The organism is Bacillus sp. AM1(2019) (genome assembly GCF_009906915.1).
GTDB classification, from domain to species: Bacteria; Bacillota; Bacilli; order Bacillales; family Bacillaceae; genus Bacillus; species Bacillus velezensis.
The window spans coordinates 3,049,510-3,063,992 of record NZ_CP047644.1 but is presented as its reverse complement, the minus strand read 5'-3'; the positions used below and the strand labels follow the sequence as shown (position 1 = coordinate 3,063,992).

General features: G+C 48.4%; 16 protein-coding genes. 13 read left to right on the top strand and 3 right to left on the bottom strand.

The genetic code is table 11. The features are described from left to right. Positions 1 to 145 precede the first annotated feature (145 nt). Entirely contained in the window at positions 146 to 943 is a 798-nt protein-coding gene (locus tag GNE05_RS15060; protein WP_003152355.1) for a phosphotransferase family protein, read from the top strand. Here GNE05_RS15060 and GNE05_RS15055 read toward each other — a convergent pair whose 3' ends face one another. After that, on the bottom strand, positions 944 to 1,222 hold the full coding sequence (locus GNE05_RS15055; RefSeq protein WP_160182929.1) for a YtzH-like family protein: 279 nt from the start codon (positions 1,220 to 1,222) through the stop codon (positions 944 to 946). A 185-nt stretch (positions 1,223 to 1,407) separates the two neighbouring features. Between GNE05_RS15055 and trmB the strand changes: the two genes are divergently transcribed. The 3 genes from trmB (at position 1,408) to GNE05_RS15040 (ending at position 4,741) form a co-directional block, all read left to right on the top strand. Further along, complete coding sequence (gene trmB / locus GNE05_RS15050; protein WP_003152359.1) at positions 1,408 to 2,061, top strand: tRNA (guanosine(46)-N7)-methyltransferase TrmB; 654 nt, start codon at positions 1,408 to 1,410, stop codon at positions 2,059 to 2,061. Positions 2,062 to 2,119: 58 nt separating this feature from the next. After that, on the top strand, positions 2,120 to 2,965 hold the full coding sequence (locus GNE05_RS15045; RefSeq protein WP_012118216.1) for a YtnP family quorum-quenching lactonase: 846 nt from the start codon (positions 2,120 to 2,122) through the stop codon (positions 2,963 to 2,965). A gap of 78 nt (positions 2,966 to 3,043) precedes the next feature. Further along, positions 3,044 to 4,741 carry an NAD-dependent malic enzyme gene (locus tag GNE05_RS15040; protein WP_007408782.1) on the top strand — a complete coding sequence of 566 codons (1,698 nt, stop codon included), beginning with the start codon at positions 3,044 to 3,046 and terminating at the stop codon, positions 4,739 to 4,741. Positions 4,742 to 4,796: 55 nt separating this feature from the next. On the opposite strand, the gene GNE05_RS15035 is transcribed toward GNE05_RS15040, so the two are convergent. After that, complete coding sequence (locus tag GNE05_RS15035; protein ID WP_003152366.1) at positions 4,797 to 5,114, bottom strand: PepSY domain-containing protein; 318 nt, start codon at positions 5,112 to 5,114, stop codon at positions 4,797 to 4,799. A gap of 158 nt (positions 5,115 to 5,272) precedes the next feature. Here GNE05_RS15035 and GNE05_RS15030 point away from each other — a divergent pair, with 158 nt between their 5' ends. Then, complete coding sequence (locus GNE05_RS15030; RefSeq protein ID WP_160182928.1) at positions 5,273 to 6,346, top strand: M42 family metallopeptidase; 1,074 nt, start codon at positions 5,273 to 5,275, stop codon at positions 6,344 to 6,346. Positions 6,347 to 6,379: 33 nt separating this feature from the next. On the opposite strand, the gene GNE05_RS15025 is transcribed toward GNE05_RS15030, so the two are convergent. Continuing rightward, positions 6,380 to 6,826, bottom strand: coding sequence for a YtoQ family protein (locus tag GNE05_RS15025; RefSeq protein ID WP_109567134.1), 447 nt, complete (start codon positions 6,824 to 6,826; stop codon positions 6,380 to 6,382). A 197-nt stretch (positions 6,827 to 7,023) separates the two neighbouring features. Between GNE05_RS15025 and GNE05_RS15020 the strand changes: the two genes are divergently transcribed. The 8 genes from GNE05_RS15020 (at position 7,024) to ytxJ (ending at position 14,478) form a co-directional block, all read left to right on the top strand. Further along, positions 7,024 to 7,347 (top strand): thioredoxin family protein, encoded by a 324-nt coding sequence (locus GNE05_RS15020; protein ID WP_021494469.1) that lies wholly within the window; start codon positions 7,024 to 7,026, stop codon positions 7,345 to 7,347. A 15-nt stretch (positions 7,348 to 7,362) separates the two neighbouring features. Next, positions 7,363 to 8,172 (top strand): DUF1444 domain-containing protein, encoded by an 810-nt coding sequence (locus GNE05_RS15015; RefSeq protein WP_012118213.1) that lies wholly within the window; start codon positions 7,363 to 7,365, stop codon positions 8,170 to 8,172. Between the two features lie 14 nt (positions 8,173 to 8,186). Then, complete coding sequence (gene ytpR / locus GNE05_RS15010; RefSeq protein ID WP_003152375.1) at positions 8,187 to 8,792, top strand: YtpR family tRNA-binding protein; 606 nt, start codon at positions 8,187 to 8,189, stop codon at positions 8,790 to 8,792. Between the two features lie 167 nt (positions 8,793 to 8,959). Next, the gene (locus tag GNE05_RS15005; protein WP_160182927.1) at positions 8,960 to 11,563 is read left to right on the top strand and encodes a DNA translocase FtsK; all 2,604 of its coding nucleotides are present in this window, start codon (positions 8,960 to 8,962) and stop codon (positions 11,561 to 11,563) included. Positions 11,564 to 11,803: 240 nt separating this feature from the next. Continuing rightward, positions 11,804 to 13,102: a UDP-N-acetylmuramate--L-alanine ligase gene (murC, locus tag GNE05_RS15000; protein ID WP_032873626.1), complete on the top strand. Its 1,299-nt coding sequence runs from the start codon at positions 11,804 to 11,806 to the stop codon at positions 13,100 to 13,102. 155 nt (positions 13,103 to 13,257) lie between these two features. Next, the gene (locus tag GNE05_RS14995) at positions 13,258 to 13,680 is read left to right on the top strand and encodes a DUF948 domain-containing protein (RefSeq protein ID WP_007408777.1); all 423 of its coding nucleotides are present in this window, start codon (positions 13,258 to 13,260) and stop codon (positions 13,678 to 13,680) included. A 32-nt stretch (positions 13,681 to 13,712) separates the two neighbouring features. Next, complete coding sequence (locus GNE05_RS14990; protein WP_003152380.1) at positions 13,713 to 14,126, top strand: YtxH domain-containing protein; 414 nt, start codon at positions 13,713 to 13,715, stop codon at positions 14,124 to 14,126. A 25-nt stretch (positions 14,127 to 14,151) separates the two neighbouring features. Continuing rightward, complete coding sequence (gene ytxJ / locus GNE05_RS14985) at positions 14,152 to 14,478, top strand: bacillithiol system redox-active protein YtxJ (protein ID WP_061862489.1); 327 nt, start codon at positions 14,152 to 14,154, stop codon at positions 14,476 to 14,478. The last annotated feature ends 5 nt before the right edge of the window (positions 14,479 to 14,483 follow it).

The window sequence follows — 14,483 nt, the reverse complement described above, 5'->3', positions numbered from 1 at the left end:
GGACGGCTATTGATTAGCATATGAGACTCTCAATAGCTGTCTTTTTTATTCTCATGAAATTGTTTATGACAGGCTGCTCCGCCAATAGAGAAAGGCTGGAGGCCTATTCTAAAATATTTTAAGAAATGATGGGTTGAACATTGATATGAACTGGTTGGGACAATTACTAGGTAGCGATTGGGAGATCTTCCCCGCCGGAGGAGCTACAGGAGATGCATATTATGCGAAACATAACGGCCAACAGCTTTTTTTAAAACGTAATAGCTCGCCCTTTTTAGCCGTGTTATCCGCCGAAGGCATTGTTCCGAAGCTGGTTTGGACGAAACGGATGGAAAACGGAGACGTCATTACGGCTCAGCATTGGATGGCGGGCAGGGAGCTGAAGGCAAAGGATATGAGCGGACGCCCGGTGGCTGAGCTGCTCCGCAAAATCCACACATCAAAAGCTTTGCTCGACATGCTGAAAAGATTGGGAAAAGAACCGCTTGATCCGGGCGCCCTTTTGTCGCAGCTGAAGCAGGCCGTCTTTGCCGTGCGGCAATTTTCGCCGCTTATTCAGGAAGGCCTTGCTTATTTGGAAGCTCATGTGGATCAGGTGCAATTCGGTGAAAAAGTCGTTTGCCATTGTGATGTGAATCATAATAACTGGCTTCTGTCTGAAGACAACCAGCTGTATTTAATAGATTGGGACGGCGCCATGATAGCCGATCCGGCCATGGATCTCGGCCCTTTATTGTATCATTACGTCGAAGAGCCAGCGTGGGACAGCTGGCTTGGGATGTACGGCATGAAGCTCACGGAAGGGCTTCGGCTGAGGATGGCGTGGTACATGTTATCGGAGACCATCACCTTCATCGCCTGGCACAAATCAAAAGGAAACGACAAAGCGTATCATGATGCCATGGAAGAGCTTCATGCCCTGATGAAGCGGATTGTCAAGTAGTCAGGAGTACGAATCCATCTGCTCCACCCATTGGGACAAATGGTTTTGGTGCTCCTGAATATGCGTGTCGATGGAATCGGCCGTGATGCCGGACAGGCTGTAGCGGTAGACATCCTCGAGCACGTTTTTTATATTTGAATCAAGCCCGGTGTTGGCCATCAGTGATTTGATGACGCGCTCCAGCTGTTCATACTCGGCAACCGTGCCGCAGCAATCCAATTGATGGTCGGCCAATATGTCCTTTAATAACCGGACCTGATGTTCGCTTGTTAAGCCCATGATTCATATACACATCCTTTCTGTGTCATACATTGTGCAAAGCGGTGCGGTTTTATGCATCACATGAGTGTTCCGGACCGGGGAGCCTCTTTTTTTATGCAGCCGGCGCCTTTAAAAGGCGCTTGCGGCTCTTTATGTTTCATGGTATGTTGTTACTCGAAATTATAGATAGAGGTGTCAATCATATGAGAATGCGCCATAAACCTTGGGCGAATGATTTTCTGGCAGAAAACGCTGACATCGCCATCAGTGATCCGGCCCAGTATAAAGGGCGGTGGAACACGGTCTTTGGCAATGACAACCCGATCCATATTGAAGTCGGTACGGGAAAAGGGCAGTTCATTTCAGGAATGGCCAAGCAGAATCCGGATATCAACTATATCGGGATTGAGCTGTTTAAAAGCGTCATCGTCACTGCCGTCCAAAAAGTTAAGGACAGCGGGGCTCACAATGTCCGTTTGTTAAATATAGACGCGGAAACACTGAATGACGTATTTGAACGGGGAGAAATCAAGCGCGTATATTTAAACTTTTCTGACCCGTGGCCGAAAAACCGTCACGAAAAGCGCCGTTTAACATTTAAAACGTTCTTGAAAAAATACGAAGAAGTGATGGGCGAAACAGGTGAGATTCATTTTAAAACCGATAACCGCGGTTTATTCGAATACTCTCTGAAAAGCTTTTCCGAATACGGCCTGCTTCTGACGGAAGTCAGCCTTGATCTGCACAACAGCGATCCGAAGGGCAATATTATGACAGAATACGAAGAAAAATTCTCCGCGCTCGGCCAGCCGATTTACCGGGCCGAAGTTGAATGGAGAACAAAAGACAGACTCTGATGCGGGAGTCTGTTTTTTTATGCCGCCATTTGCTACCATTACATCAGGAGGGATCAAGATGGAGACATTGAATATTGGGAATATTTCATTAACATGGCTGGACGGCGGTGTAACGCATATGGACGGCGGAGCGATGTTCGGCGTTGTTCCGAAACCTTTATGGTCGAGAAAATACCCCGTAAATGACAAAAACCAGATTGAATTAAGAACAGACCCGATTCTGATCAGAAAAAACGGCCTGAATATATTGGTTGACGCGGGTATCGGCCGAGGGAAATTCTCTGATAAACAAAAAAGGAATTACGGCGTAACACAGGAATCCAATCTGAAACAATCTCTTCGTGACCTCGGGCTTTCTTGTGAGGACATTCATATTGCCGCGATGACCCATCTTCATTTTGACCATGCATGCGGCCTGACGGAGTACAGCGGAGAGGAGCTTGTCTCTGTTTTCCCGAATGCCCGCATTATCACTTCTGCAACAGAGTGGCGCGAAATGAGAAACCCTAATATCAGATCGAAAAATACATATTGGAGAGAAAATTGGGAGGCGGTACAAGATCAGGTCGAAACCTTTGAAAACGAGTATCAGCTGACAGAAGGCATTACGATGCACCACACCGGCGGCCACAGCGACGGCCACAGCGTCATCGTCTTAGAAGACGGTGGGGAGGCGGCTGTGCATTTTGCCGACCTGATGCCGACGAATGCGCACAAAAATCCGTTATGGGTGCTGGCCTATGATGATTATCCGATGACCTCTATTCCAGAAAAGCAGAAATGGCAGACGTTCGCGGCAGAAAAAGACGCCTGGCTGATTTTCTATCACGACGCGATTTACAGAGCGGTAAAATGGGGAGAAGACGGCGAAGTGGCTGCATCTGTCAAACGGGAGAAAAAATAAGCGGATCGATGATTTGCCTGTATGAATTTCGGGAATAAAAGCAAACCTAAGACAAATTGCTTTGAAAGGAAGAGACAGGTGAATCAATTTCAAGTGACGAAAGATGGAGAAATCAAAACAACTCTGCGCGGATTAGAAGTGCTTTCTACGCCTTTTTTAAATAAAGGGGTGGCCTTTACACAGGAGGAAAGAAAGGAACTCGGGCTCGAGGGCTTTCTGCCGCCGAAAGTATTGACAATCGAAGAGCAGGCGAGGCGGGCCTACGAACAATTCAGTTCGCAGCCTGATGAGCTGAGCAAAAATGTCTACTTGACCGCTCTCCATGACCGGAATGAAACGTTATTTTACAGGCTGTTAAATGATCATTTAGGCGAAATGCTGCCGATCGTATATACGCCGACCGTCGGCACTGCGATCCAGCGTTACAGCCATGAGTACAGAAAACCCCGCGGTCTGTATTTGTCAATAGATGATCCTGAAGGAATGCGCGCCGCATTTCAGCAGTTCGGAAAAAATGAAAACATAGACTTAATCGTTGCCACAGATGCGGAGGGCATTCTGGGAATCGGTGACTGGGGCGTCGGCGGCATCGCCATTTCTGTCGGAAAACTCGCGGTGTATACGGCGGCGGCCGGAATTGATCCGTCACGAGTGCTTGCGGTCGTATTGGACGCGGGGACAAATCAGGAAAGCCTCTTAAATGACCCGCTGTATGTCGGAAACCAGCATTCAAGAGTGCGCGGCGAGAAATATGACCGCTTTATTGATGAGTATGTCTCGCTTGCCCGGGAAACATTCCCGAATGCGCTGCTTCATTGGGAGGATTTCGGTACGGCTAACGCCCGCGGCATATTAAAACGGTATAAAGATAAAGTCTGTACGTTTAACGATGACATTCAAGGAACGGGCGCGGTATCGCTTGCAGCTGTTTTAGCGTGTGCAAAAGCATCAAAAGTGCCTTTAAAAGAGCATAAAGTCGTCGTCTTCGGCGCGGGAACGGCCGGTATCGGAATTGCTGAGCAGCTGCGCGAAGCCATGGTGCATGACGGATTAAGCGAAGAAGAATCCTACAGCCATTTTTGGTGTATCGACAGAAACGGATTGTTAACGGATGATATGAAGGACTTGCGTGATTTTCAGGTTCCGTACGCGCGCCCTGCTGATGAAGTGAAAGAGTACGGCCGCAGCGGTGAAGGCGGATCAATTGATCTGGCGGAGACGGTGCGTCAGGCCAAGCCGACGATTCTGATCGGCACATCCACCGTATCAGGCGCATTTACGGAAGAAATCGTCAAAGAAATGGCCTCGCATGTCAAACGGCCCGCTATTTTGCCGATGTCAAACCCGACGACATTATCAGAAGCAAAACCTGAAGATTTGATTAAATGGACGGAAGGCCGCGCGCTTGTCACTACGGGTAGTCCGTTTCCGCCTGTTGCGTATAACGGCGTTACCTACCATATCGGACAGGCGAACAACGCGCTCGTATTCCCGGGACTCGGACTCGGCACGATTGTGACAAAAGCAAGGCTCATTACGGACAATATGTTCGTTGCCTGCGCGAATGCCATCGCCGGTATGGTGGACGTCGGCAAGCCGGGGGCGCCGATGCTTCCGAAAGTGGAGGATCTCAGGACGGTATCGGCAACCGTGGCGGTAGCTGTAGCTAAAGCTGCGATTCAGGACGGTGTAGCGGAAACGGAACCCGAGGATCTGATCCAAGCGGTGCAGGACGCGATGTGGCACCCCGTATATAAACGAATTCGGCCGATGTAACCGAATAAAGCCCAAAACGCTGATGGTTTTGGGCTTTATTTTTTGCTTGTCCGAATTATGAGGCGACAGAATCAATGACATCGACAATCTGGCCTGTTTTTGCATTGACCATAACTTCATATTGCTCCAGTTCGCCGAATGCCGAACGTGTCACGCCGGTCTTGTATACCTGGATGGTTTCTCCGTTTACCTGGTAGGGCTCGGGCTCTGTGTAAATCCATGATCCGTCTATCGGCCCGCGCTGTTTAAAAGCCGCTTTCACGATACGGAGCGCTTTTTCTGAAGAGATATAAGGTTTCATCGCATACTTTTTCACTGCGATGGCAGCGCATAATCCGACTCCTGCACCTAAGAGAAAATGACGTAATTTCAATATGAAGCACCTCCAATTATGTCGTAGTTTTTATTATACAGAAGATGCCAGACGGTGTTAAGTAAAGCGGCGGTTTTCCAGCCCATTCAATCTGAGCGCTTGGAAAACGGTTGTTTTTCTAATAAAATAAAAGCATTACATAGAAATGAGGGGAAAATATGAATGAGGAAACGAAAACGCTTTTCCGGACGCTGACGCAGCTTCCCGGCGCACCGGGAAATGAACATCAGGTCCGCTCCTTTATGAAACGGGAGCTTGCGAAATATGCGGATGACATCGTGCAGGACAGACTCGGAAGTGTTTTCGGAGTAAGGCGCGGCGCTGAAGATGCGCCGACCGTTATGGTAGCCGGCCATATGGACGAAGTCGGGTTTATGATAACGCAGATTACGGATAACGGCATGCTGAGATTTCAGACGCTCGGCGGCTGGTGGAGTCAGGTGCTGCTTGCCCAGCGCGTCGAGGTGCAGACGGATAACGGACCGATTATCGGCGTCATCTCAAGCATCCCGCCCCACATTTTAACGGATGCCCAGCGCGCAAAGCCGATGGAGATCAAAAATATGATGATTGATATTGGTGCCGATGACAGAGAGGACGCGGTCAAAATGGGGATCAGACCGGGACAGCAGGTCGTGCCTGTCTGCCCGTTCACCCCGATGGCCAACGAGAAGAAAATATTGTCCAAAGCGTGGGATAACCGCTACGGCTGCGGGTTAAGCATTGAACTATTAAAAGAGCTGCACGGAAAAGACCTGCCGAACAATCTGTACGCCGGGGCCACCGTTCAGGAGGAAGTCGGCTTGAGAGGGGCGCAGACAGCGGCCAACATGATTCAGCCTGATCTCTTTTTCGCGCTTGATGCCAGCCCGGCAAATGATATGAGCGGCGATAAGGAGCTGTTCGGCCGTCTCGGCGAGGGGGTGCTGCTCCGCATTCTCGACAGAACGACGGTCATGCACCGCGGGATGAGAGAGTTCGTCCTTGATATGGCGGAAACGCACAATATCCCTTATCAATATTTCGCTTCAGGCGGGGGAACGGATGCCGGACGGGTCCACATATCAAACAGCGGGGTTCCGTCTGCCGTCATCGGCATTTGTTCAAGATACATTCATACAAATGCCGCTATCATCCATGTCGATGATTATGCCGCGGCGAAAGAAATGCTCATTAAGCTGGTCATGGCGAGTGACAAACAGACGGTCGAAACGATCAGAGAAAATGTGTAAAAAAATAAGCAGGACCGCATAAAGGCGGCCTGCTTATTCTGTTTCAAATAAATAAGAGAGTGCTTTCATCGCTTGATTGACGGTTTCGACCGTGATATTGGCTTTTCTGGAAAGCTCTTTCAGCGGATGATGAAGTTCTTTCGGACGGATGAGGATGAGCGGCTTTCCTTTTGCGATGGCATAAGAAGCATCCATCGCGGTATTCCACTGTTTATATTTCTCGCCAAACAGGGCGATCACAAAATCGGCTTTTTCCATCAGCACCTCTGTACGGAAATTGTTGATATCAGAAGCTCTGGCGTCTTTTAAAACAGAATCGGGCTGCACGCCCATAATCTCTTCTCCGATATTGTCTGAGCGTTCATGGTTTTCCATCGGGCCGACAAACGTAATCGGCAGGTCCAGCGCTGTTGCTTTTTGTTTGATCTCATCCCGCCAATCACTGTGGATTTCACCCGCTAAATACACGACAAACTGCATCTTTTGCCCCTCCTTATGTACATATTCAGATTTTCGTACGGTTACAAGCAAAATGGTAAACGAAACTTGCTTGATAATGCAAATGAAATATGATAATGATATTGCATATAGTTGGTCTTGCCGTAAACAGTCTGGTATGATCCAATTGGACAAACATCAGCATATAAAAAACTCATAATCCAGATGGAGGAATGACAATGAAAAAGATTGAAAGCACGGAAGAATTGCAAAAAGCGGTACAAGACGATTGGGCGGTATTTATGTTTTCAGCGGATTGGTGCCCGGACTGCCGCTTTGTGGAGCCGTTTCTTCCTGAGCTGGAAGCGGACTTTCCTGAATTCACTTATTACTACGTAGACCGCGATCAATTTATTGATACATGCGCGGAATGGGAAATTTACGGCATTCCGAGCTTTGTTGTGTTTAACGGAGGAAAAGAAGTGAACCGCTTCGTCAGCAAAGACCGTAAAACGAAAGAACAAATTGAGCAATTTTTAACCGATTCCCTTGCTAAAGCATAAAGGAGGCCACGGGCTTTGAAAATGACGTCAAGGAAGCTGGCGGATTTATTAAAACAGCGCCTGCAGCACGAGAACCGATCCTTCTTTTTTGACAGAGAAAAAGACACCCTCCGTGTTGAGGATCAAACGACCAAAAAAGGCATCACATTGGAGCTCCCGCCGATCATTGCGAAGTGGGAGACGAAAAAAGAAGAAGCGATCGACGAAATCGTCTACTATGTGTCAGAAGCAATGGAGGCGATGGAAGGCAGCGGACAGGAGATGTCCGGAAAGGAAGCCGGAATCTATCCGGTCATCCGCTCCACATCATTTCCCGATCAAACGAGCGACGGCATTCCGCTCGTGTATGATGACCATACGGCCGAAACGAGAATCTACTACGCGCTTGACCTCGGTAAGACGTACCGCTTAATTGACAGCCGTATGCTCGAGAAAGAAAACTGGACAAAAGAACGGATCAGGGAGACGGCGTCATTCAATCTCCGCTCTCTTCCTTCGGTTGTGAAACAGGATACGGTTGCGGACAATTATTTTTATTTTTTCAGGGCGAATGACGGCTATGACGCCAGCCGGATTCTCAATGATTCGATTCTTCATGAATACAAGCAGGCCGCTGAAGGCGAATTGGCGATTTCCGTCCCGCATCAAGATGTATTAATACTTGCTGACATTCGAAATGAATCGGGTTATGATATTTTAGGGCAAATGTCCATGAGCTTCTTTGCAAGCGGCACGGTGCCGATTACGGCCCTTTCATTTCTGTATAATGAAGGCAGACTGGAACCTGTGTTTATCATGGCGAAAAGCCGGCCGAAAAAGGATTAGAAAGGATTTTTCTTATGAACGCTTTTTACAATAAAGAAGGTGTGGGAGATACGCTTCTGATCTCTCTTAAAGATGCGGCACGCGAAGAAATCGGCTATGAAAGAGAAGGCGATGTCGTCAGAATCTTTAACAAAGAAACAAAAGAAACGACGGGCTTTAACATTTTTAACGTGTCTTCTTACTTACAGATTGAGGACAACGGCCCCGTCGCTTTGTCTGAGACATTCGTTCAAGATGTGAATGAAATACTGAACAGAAACGGTGTTTCAGAAACGCTGACAGTTGACCTTTCTCCGAAATTTGTTGTCGGTCACGTTGAATCGAAAGAAAAACATCCGAATGCGGATAAACTGAATATCTGCCAAGTGAATGTGGGAGAGGAAACCCTTCAAATCGTTTGCGGCGCGCCGAACGTGGACAAAGGGCAAAAAGTCGTCGTCGCTAAAGTCGGCGCGGTGATGCCGAGCGGGCTTGTGATTAAAGACGCTGAATTAAGAGGCGTTCCGTCAAGCGGCATGATCTGCTCCGCGAAAGAACTCGCTTTGCCGGATGCGCCGGCGGAAAAAGGGATTCTTGTTCTTGAAGACAGCCGCGAGGCCGGCGAAGCATTTCAATTCTAACTCCCATAAATAAGCGCACAGAATCGAATGATGTGAGAGAAAGCCGTTAAGCATGCCTGCTTAACGGCTTTCTTCAGTTGGGAGCTTAATCTTTTCTGAGCCGCCCGGCAATGGTATACTAAATATCGTCCCAGACTACTAAAAAGGGAGTTAGAGAGTGATTAAACATGAGTTGGCTGAATAAATTTTTTGACTTATTTTTAGGTGAAAAAGAAGAAGAGCATGAACGTGAACCAAACACGCATGCCCAAATCCCGAAACAGCAGATACCGGATCAGCCAGAAGGCAAATTCACGCGCATGGAAGATCCTAAAATATATTACGAATATCCGAAAGGGAATTTCCGCTTCCCTGTCGTTCCGGACGGCTATAAGCGAACGGAGCAAAACCAAAGACAGCGGGAAAGGCACGAACGCCGCCAGCCGTCCCGGGATTATGCCGCCGGGAAGGAGCAAACCGAGCGGAAACAGCATACACATAAAGAGCCTGATACGGTGAAAAAGCCCTTTAAACCGTCATCCATTCCTTCACCGGTTTACGGCTTTCAATCTCAGCACAGCATAAAAAAAGCGCCTATATCCGAAAAGCGGCGTGAAGAGAACGTAACACTGCTGTCAGAGGAGCAATTTGTTCCGCCAAAATCCGGTCAGGAAACGGAAAAAGAGCCCGTCTTCACAACATCCGGCATAAGAAAACAGACGAATGACCGGCCAGAACCGTTTGCGAAACAAGAAACGGAAGAAATCCCGGCCGTTAAAAAAGAGGAGCTTCACACCGAGGCTGAGAATGCAAAAGAGCAAGTGTTTGCAGCAGCAGAACCGCAGCAGACTGAAGAGCGGGAGCACACGGAAAGCGCGGAGTCTGCCGGCTTTACAGAAGAACAAGAGCATGAACAAACCCGCCCGCAGCCTATTAAAGAGCCTGAGTATGAAGCATCCCGAACGGCTGAAAACACAGAGGAACAAGCGGCGCCGCAGGAGGAATATCAGGAGCCTGAGCCGGAAAAAGCACCGCCTTTTGAAACCGCAGAAGAAACGGTGTATACATACACAGAACCCGGATACGATGAGGAAGTTCAGCCGCAGTCTGAAGACAAGCCCGAATCAGCTGAAACCGACGCGGAACAGGAAGCAGACTCTCAGCCTGAGTACAATGAAGTCACGCGGCATTCAGACCCCGAGCCTGAACCTGCAAGCATCGAGACGGCCGATGCCCCGTCCCGGCCTGCCGAAGAAAAAACGGAGCATCACGGACAGCCTCAGACTGTGAGAAAAGCGGAGCGGCCGAAAGAGCGCAATGTACCGTTTAACGTCATGATGCTTAAAAGCGATAAACACAAGCAGGCGAAGACGCCAGAGGGCGGAGCGAGCTATGTCTTTCCGAATCTGTCGCTTCTGGACGTACCGCCGGCGCAAAGACATGACGACCAATCGTGGATTGAAGAACAGCGCGAGCTTTTAAACGTTACACTGAAAAACTTTAATGTGCGCGCCCAAGTCGTTCATGTCACACAAGGCCCGTCCGTCACACGTTTTGAAGTGCATCCTGAGCCCGGAGTGAAGGTAAACAAAATTACAAACTTAGCAGATGATATTAAACTGAGCCTGTCTGCCAAGGATATTCGGATTGAGGCGCCGATCCCCGGTAAAAACACGATCGGCATTGAAGTTCCGAACCGCGTAAGCAAAGTCGTTGATTTAAGGCAGATGATCAGAAGCGCCGCTTTCAGGACGAATCCGTCTCCGCTTACAGCCGCGCTCGGTGTCGATATTTCCGGAAACCCGGTCGTCATTGATTTGAAAAAGATGCCGCACGGGTTGATAGCGGGTGCGACAGGATCGGGAAAAAGCGTCTGCATCAATACCATTTTGGTCAGTCTGCTTTATAAGGCGGATCCGAGTGATGTCAAAATGCTTCTGATTGATCCGAAAATGGTCGAGCTTGCGCCTTATAACCAAATTCCGCATTTGGTCAGCCCCGTCATCACGGACGCCAAAGCCGCGACCGCCGCGTTAAAATGGGTTGTGGAAGAGATGGAACGGCGATATGAACTGTTTGCCCATTCGGGTGTGAGAGATATCGGCCGCTTTAATGAATTAACCGCCGATCATAAGACAGGCGAAAAGCTTCCGTACCTCGTAGTGGTCATTGATGAGCTTGCCGATTTAATGATGGTCGCGCCGAACGATGTGGAAGAAAGCATTGCCAGAATCGCGCAGAAAGCGAGAGCCTGCGGCATTCATCTGCTTGTCGCGACACAGCGTCCGTCTGTCGATGTCATTACCGGAATGATCAAGGCAAACATACCGACGAGGATTGCATTCTCCGTCTCAAGCCAGGTAGATTCCAGAACGATCATCGACATGGCGGGAGCGGAAAAGCTGCTCGGAAAAGGCGACATGCTGTACTGGGAAAACGGTACCGGAAAACCGGTGCGCCTGCAGGGCAACTTTGTATCCGACAGAGAAATTGACCGCGTTGTCTCTCATGTCAGAAAGCAGCTGCCGCCTTCTTATTTGTTTGAACAGGAAGAACTGATCAGGCAGGGAACCGCCCTCAAGGAAGAAGACGAACTGTTTCCTGAGGCGTGCCAATTCGTCGTGGAGCAAAACAGCGCCAGCACCTCAAGCCTTCAAAGAAGGTTCAGAATCGGTTATAACCGCGCCGCGAGGCTGATTGACATGATGGAAGCCGAAGGCATGATCTCAGAAGCGAAGGGCAGCAAACCCCGTGAAGTGCTGATTACGGCCGCTGACATTGCTCAAGAATAAGAATATCGTTCATTTTTCTCACAAACATGGTATGATAGTGGATGGACCATCAAAACTGCATCACTGTCACGCGCTGAAATATCATGCGGCAGGTTTAATCAAAAAGAAAGTTACAGATACTGACGATAACGTAAAAATAAATGGAAGCGCCGCTGTGCGGGCTTTTTGCCCGCGGCGGTCGCAAAATGAAATGAGCGTCATATACTGGGGAACAGATAGACGTTTGTTGGAGGTACGATTATGACTGTTTATCATTTTGTTGGAATAAAAGGGACAGGTATGAGCCCGCTTGCTCAAATCCTGCATGATACAGGGTATCAGGTGCAGGGATCGGATATCGAGAAGCAGATTTTCACTCAGGCTGCCCTTGAAAAAAGAAATATCCCGATCTATCCGTTCAGCGCCGATAACATCAAACCCGGCTTAACGGTAATCGCCGGAAACGCATTCCCTGATTCTCATCCGGAAATCGCAAAGGCGCTCGCTGAAGGGATTCCTGTCATCAGATATCATAAATTTTTAGCTGAATATATGAAAAAATATACAAGTGTCGCGGTAACGGGCGCACACGGCAAGACGTCCACAACGGGCCTCTTGGCACACGTGATGCAGCAGGCGAAGCCGACTTCGTTTCTTATCGGGGACGGAACGGGCAGAGGAAATGAAAGCAGCGAATACTTTGTATTTGAAGCCTGCGAGTACCGCCGTCATTTCTTAAGCTATCAGCCTGATTATGCGATTATGACGAATATTGATTTTGACCACCCTGATTATTTCGCCAACATTGACGATGTGTTTGATGCTTTCCAAAACATGGCGCTTCAAGTCAACAAAGGCATCATTGCCTGCGGTGATGACGAGTACCTGCCGAAAATTCACGCCAATGTGCCTGTCGTGTATTACGGCACGGGAGAAGAAAACGATTTTCAAGCGAGAAACATCGTAAAAAATACGGAAGGCACGACATTTGACGTCTTTGTCCGCAATACGTTTTACGATACGTTCTACATCCCGGCATACGGCCATCACAATGTCCTCAATTCCTTAGCGGTCATTGCGCTCTGCCACTATGAAGAGATAGACGTGAACATGATTAAGCTCGGACTTGAATCATTCGGCGGCGTCAAACGCAGATTCAATGAAAAAGTGATCGGCAGCCAGGTACTGATCGACGACTACGCCCACCATCCGACTGAAATCAAAGTCACGATTGAGGCGGCGCGCCAAAAATATCCCGAACGTGAAATCATCGCGGTATTTCAGCCGCATACGTTTACACGGACGCAATCATTCCTGGATGAATTCGCAGAAAGCTTAAGCGCGGCCGACCGCGTGTATCTGTGTGACATTTTCGGCTCTGCCCGCGAGAACGTCGGCAAGCTCACGATCACGGATCTTCAGGAAAAAATCGATAACGCAGAACTCATTGAAGAAAATGACACATCCGTGTTAAAAGCGCATGAAGGCGCAGTGCTGATCTTCATGGGCGCCGGAGACATTCAAAAATATATGAGAGCCTATGAAAACGTCATAGCGTAACGAAAAAGCAGTGGGGCTCTCACTGCTTTTTTGTGCGTGCTGCAAAGGGATTTACCGAGAAACGGAGAAATAGTATACATACAGATCTTTCATATATGTTTATCATTTTAAGAATTGGGTATATACCACTATATCCTGCATTAAGGAGGTATTAGATGATCATCATTCTTTACTTAAGCGTCGCACTCATTGCCGTTGCATTTCTCATCCTCGTCATCTATCTGTCCAAAACATTAAAGTCCGTGCAGATGACCTTAACAAACGTTGCCTCGACTTTAGACGGCCTTGAAGGGCAGATGAAAGGCATTACCGCAGAGACAACCGAGCTGTTACATAAGACAAACCGTCTCGCGGAAGACATTCAGGAAAAATCAGAGAAATTAAATACGGTTGTCCATGCTGTCCAGGAAGTGGGAACTTCCGTCCAGCAGTTTAATACATCCATAAAGCAGGCAGCAGGTTCCGTTACGGCCTCTGTAAGAGAGAATCAGGATAAGATCAGTCAGGTTGTCACCTGGAGCCAGGCCGCTATGGAAATATGGGACAAGTGGAAGCAAAAGAAAAAAACATCGCTTTAATCATAAGAAAAATCCACTAAGGAGGAATCATAATGAGCAAAGATGGAATCAATAGTAAGGATTTTTTAATCGGAACGCTGATCGGGGGAATTATCGGCGCGACAACGGCGTTGTTTCTGGCGCCTAAATCAGGTAAGGAGCTGCGCGACGATCTCGGCAGTCAGGCTTCTGCGTTAAAGGATAAGACGGACAGAATGACGGCCGACGCGAAAGAAAAAGGCTCTCAATATGTCAGCATCGCCAAGGACAAAACATCTAATATCACCCAGCTGGTAGCTGATCAGTCAGGCCAGATTATGAATAAAGTGAAGGATTTAAAAGACCGTTCTAAGAGCACACTAACCGAGAAAGCCGAAGAGACGAGAAGCGAAATGCAGGACACGGCCCAAAGCATCAAGGCCGAAGCGGAAGACGCAGGGGAAAAAGCCGGTCAGGCAAATCGCTGATCCTCAATAAGGAGAGATAACCGACATGACAAAACAGCTGATATCGTCTGAAGAAGAGTTCAAAAATGCCGCTGAGAAAGAAAACACGTTCGTGTTTTTGAAACACAGCACAACCTGCCCGATCAGCCAAGCCGCGTTACAGGAGTTTGACGCCTTTGCATCGGAGCATTCGGAAGTGCCTTCTTATTACCTGCAGGTGCAGGACAGCCGGCCGCTTTCAAACTATATCGCCGAGACATACGGCGTGAAACATGAAAGCCCGCAAGTATTCGTCATTACAAACGGCGAAGTGAAATGGCACGCGTCTCATTCACAAATCACAAAAAACGCAATAGAGCAGCACCTCTCATAATTGCT

Excerpts from the sequence above, each read along its gene's own strand:
- GNE05_RS15055 (WP_160182929.1), bottom strand. The coding sequence starts at position 1,222 with ATGGGCTTAACAAGCGAACATCAGGTCCGGTTATTAAAGGACATATTG.
- GNE05_RS15020 (WP_021494469.1), top strand. The coding sequence starts at position 7,024 with ATGAAAAAGATTGAAAGCACGGAAGAATTGCAAAAAGCGGTACAAGAC.
- GNE05_RS15005 (WP_160182927.1), top strand. The coding sequence starts at position 8,960 with ATGAGTTGGCTGAATAAATTTTTTGACTTATTTTTAGGTGAAAAAGAA.
- ytpR (WP_003152375.1), top strand. The coding sequence starts at position 8,187 with ATGAACGCTTTTTACAATAAAGAAGGTGTGGGAGATACGCTTCTGATC.
- trmB (WP_003152359.1), top strand. The coding sequence starts at position 1,408 with ATGAGAATGCGCCATAAACCTTGGGCGAATGATTTTCTGGCAGAAAAC.
- ytxJ (WP_061862489.1), top strand. The coding sequence starts at position 14,152 with ATGACAAAACAGCTGATATCGTCTGAAGAAGAGTTCAAAAATGCCGCT.
- GNE05_RS15060 (WP_003152355.1), top strand. The coding sequence starts at position 146 with ATGAACTGGTTGGGACAATTACTAGGTAGCGATTGGGAGATCTTCCCC.
- GNE05_RS15030 (WP_160182928.1), top strand. The coding sequence starts at position 5,273 with ATGAATGAGGAAACGAAAACGCTTTTCCGGACGCTGACGCAGCTTCCC.
- murC (WP_032873626.1), top strand. The coding sequence starts at position 11,804 with ATGACTGTTTATCATTTTGTTGGAATAAAAGGGACAGGTATGAGCCCG.
- GNE05_RS15045 (WP_012118216.1), top strand. The coding sequence starts at position 2,120 with ATGGAGACATTGAATATTGGGAATATTTCATTAACATGGCTGGACGGC.
- GNE05_RS14990 (WP_003152380.1), top strand. The coding sequence starts at position 13,713 with ATGAGCAAAGATGGAATCAATAGTAAGGATTTTTTAATCGGAACGCTG.
- GNE05_RS14995 (WP_007408777.1), top strand. The coding sequence starts at position 13,258 with ATGATCATCATTCTTTACTTAAGCGTCGCACTCATTGCCGTTGCATTT.
- GNE05_RS15025 (WP_109567134.1), bottom strand. The coding sequence starts at position 6,826 with ATGCAGTTTGTCGTGTATTTAGCGGGTGAAATCCACAGTGATTGGCGG.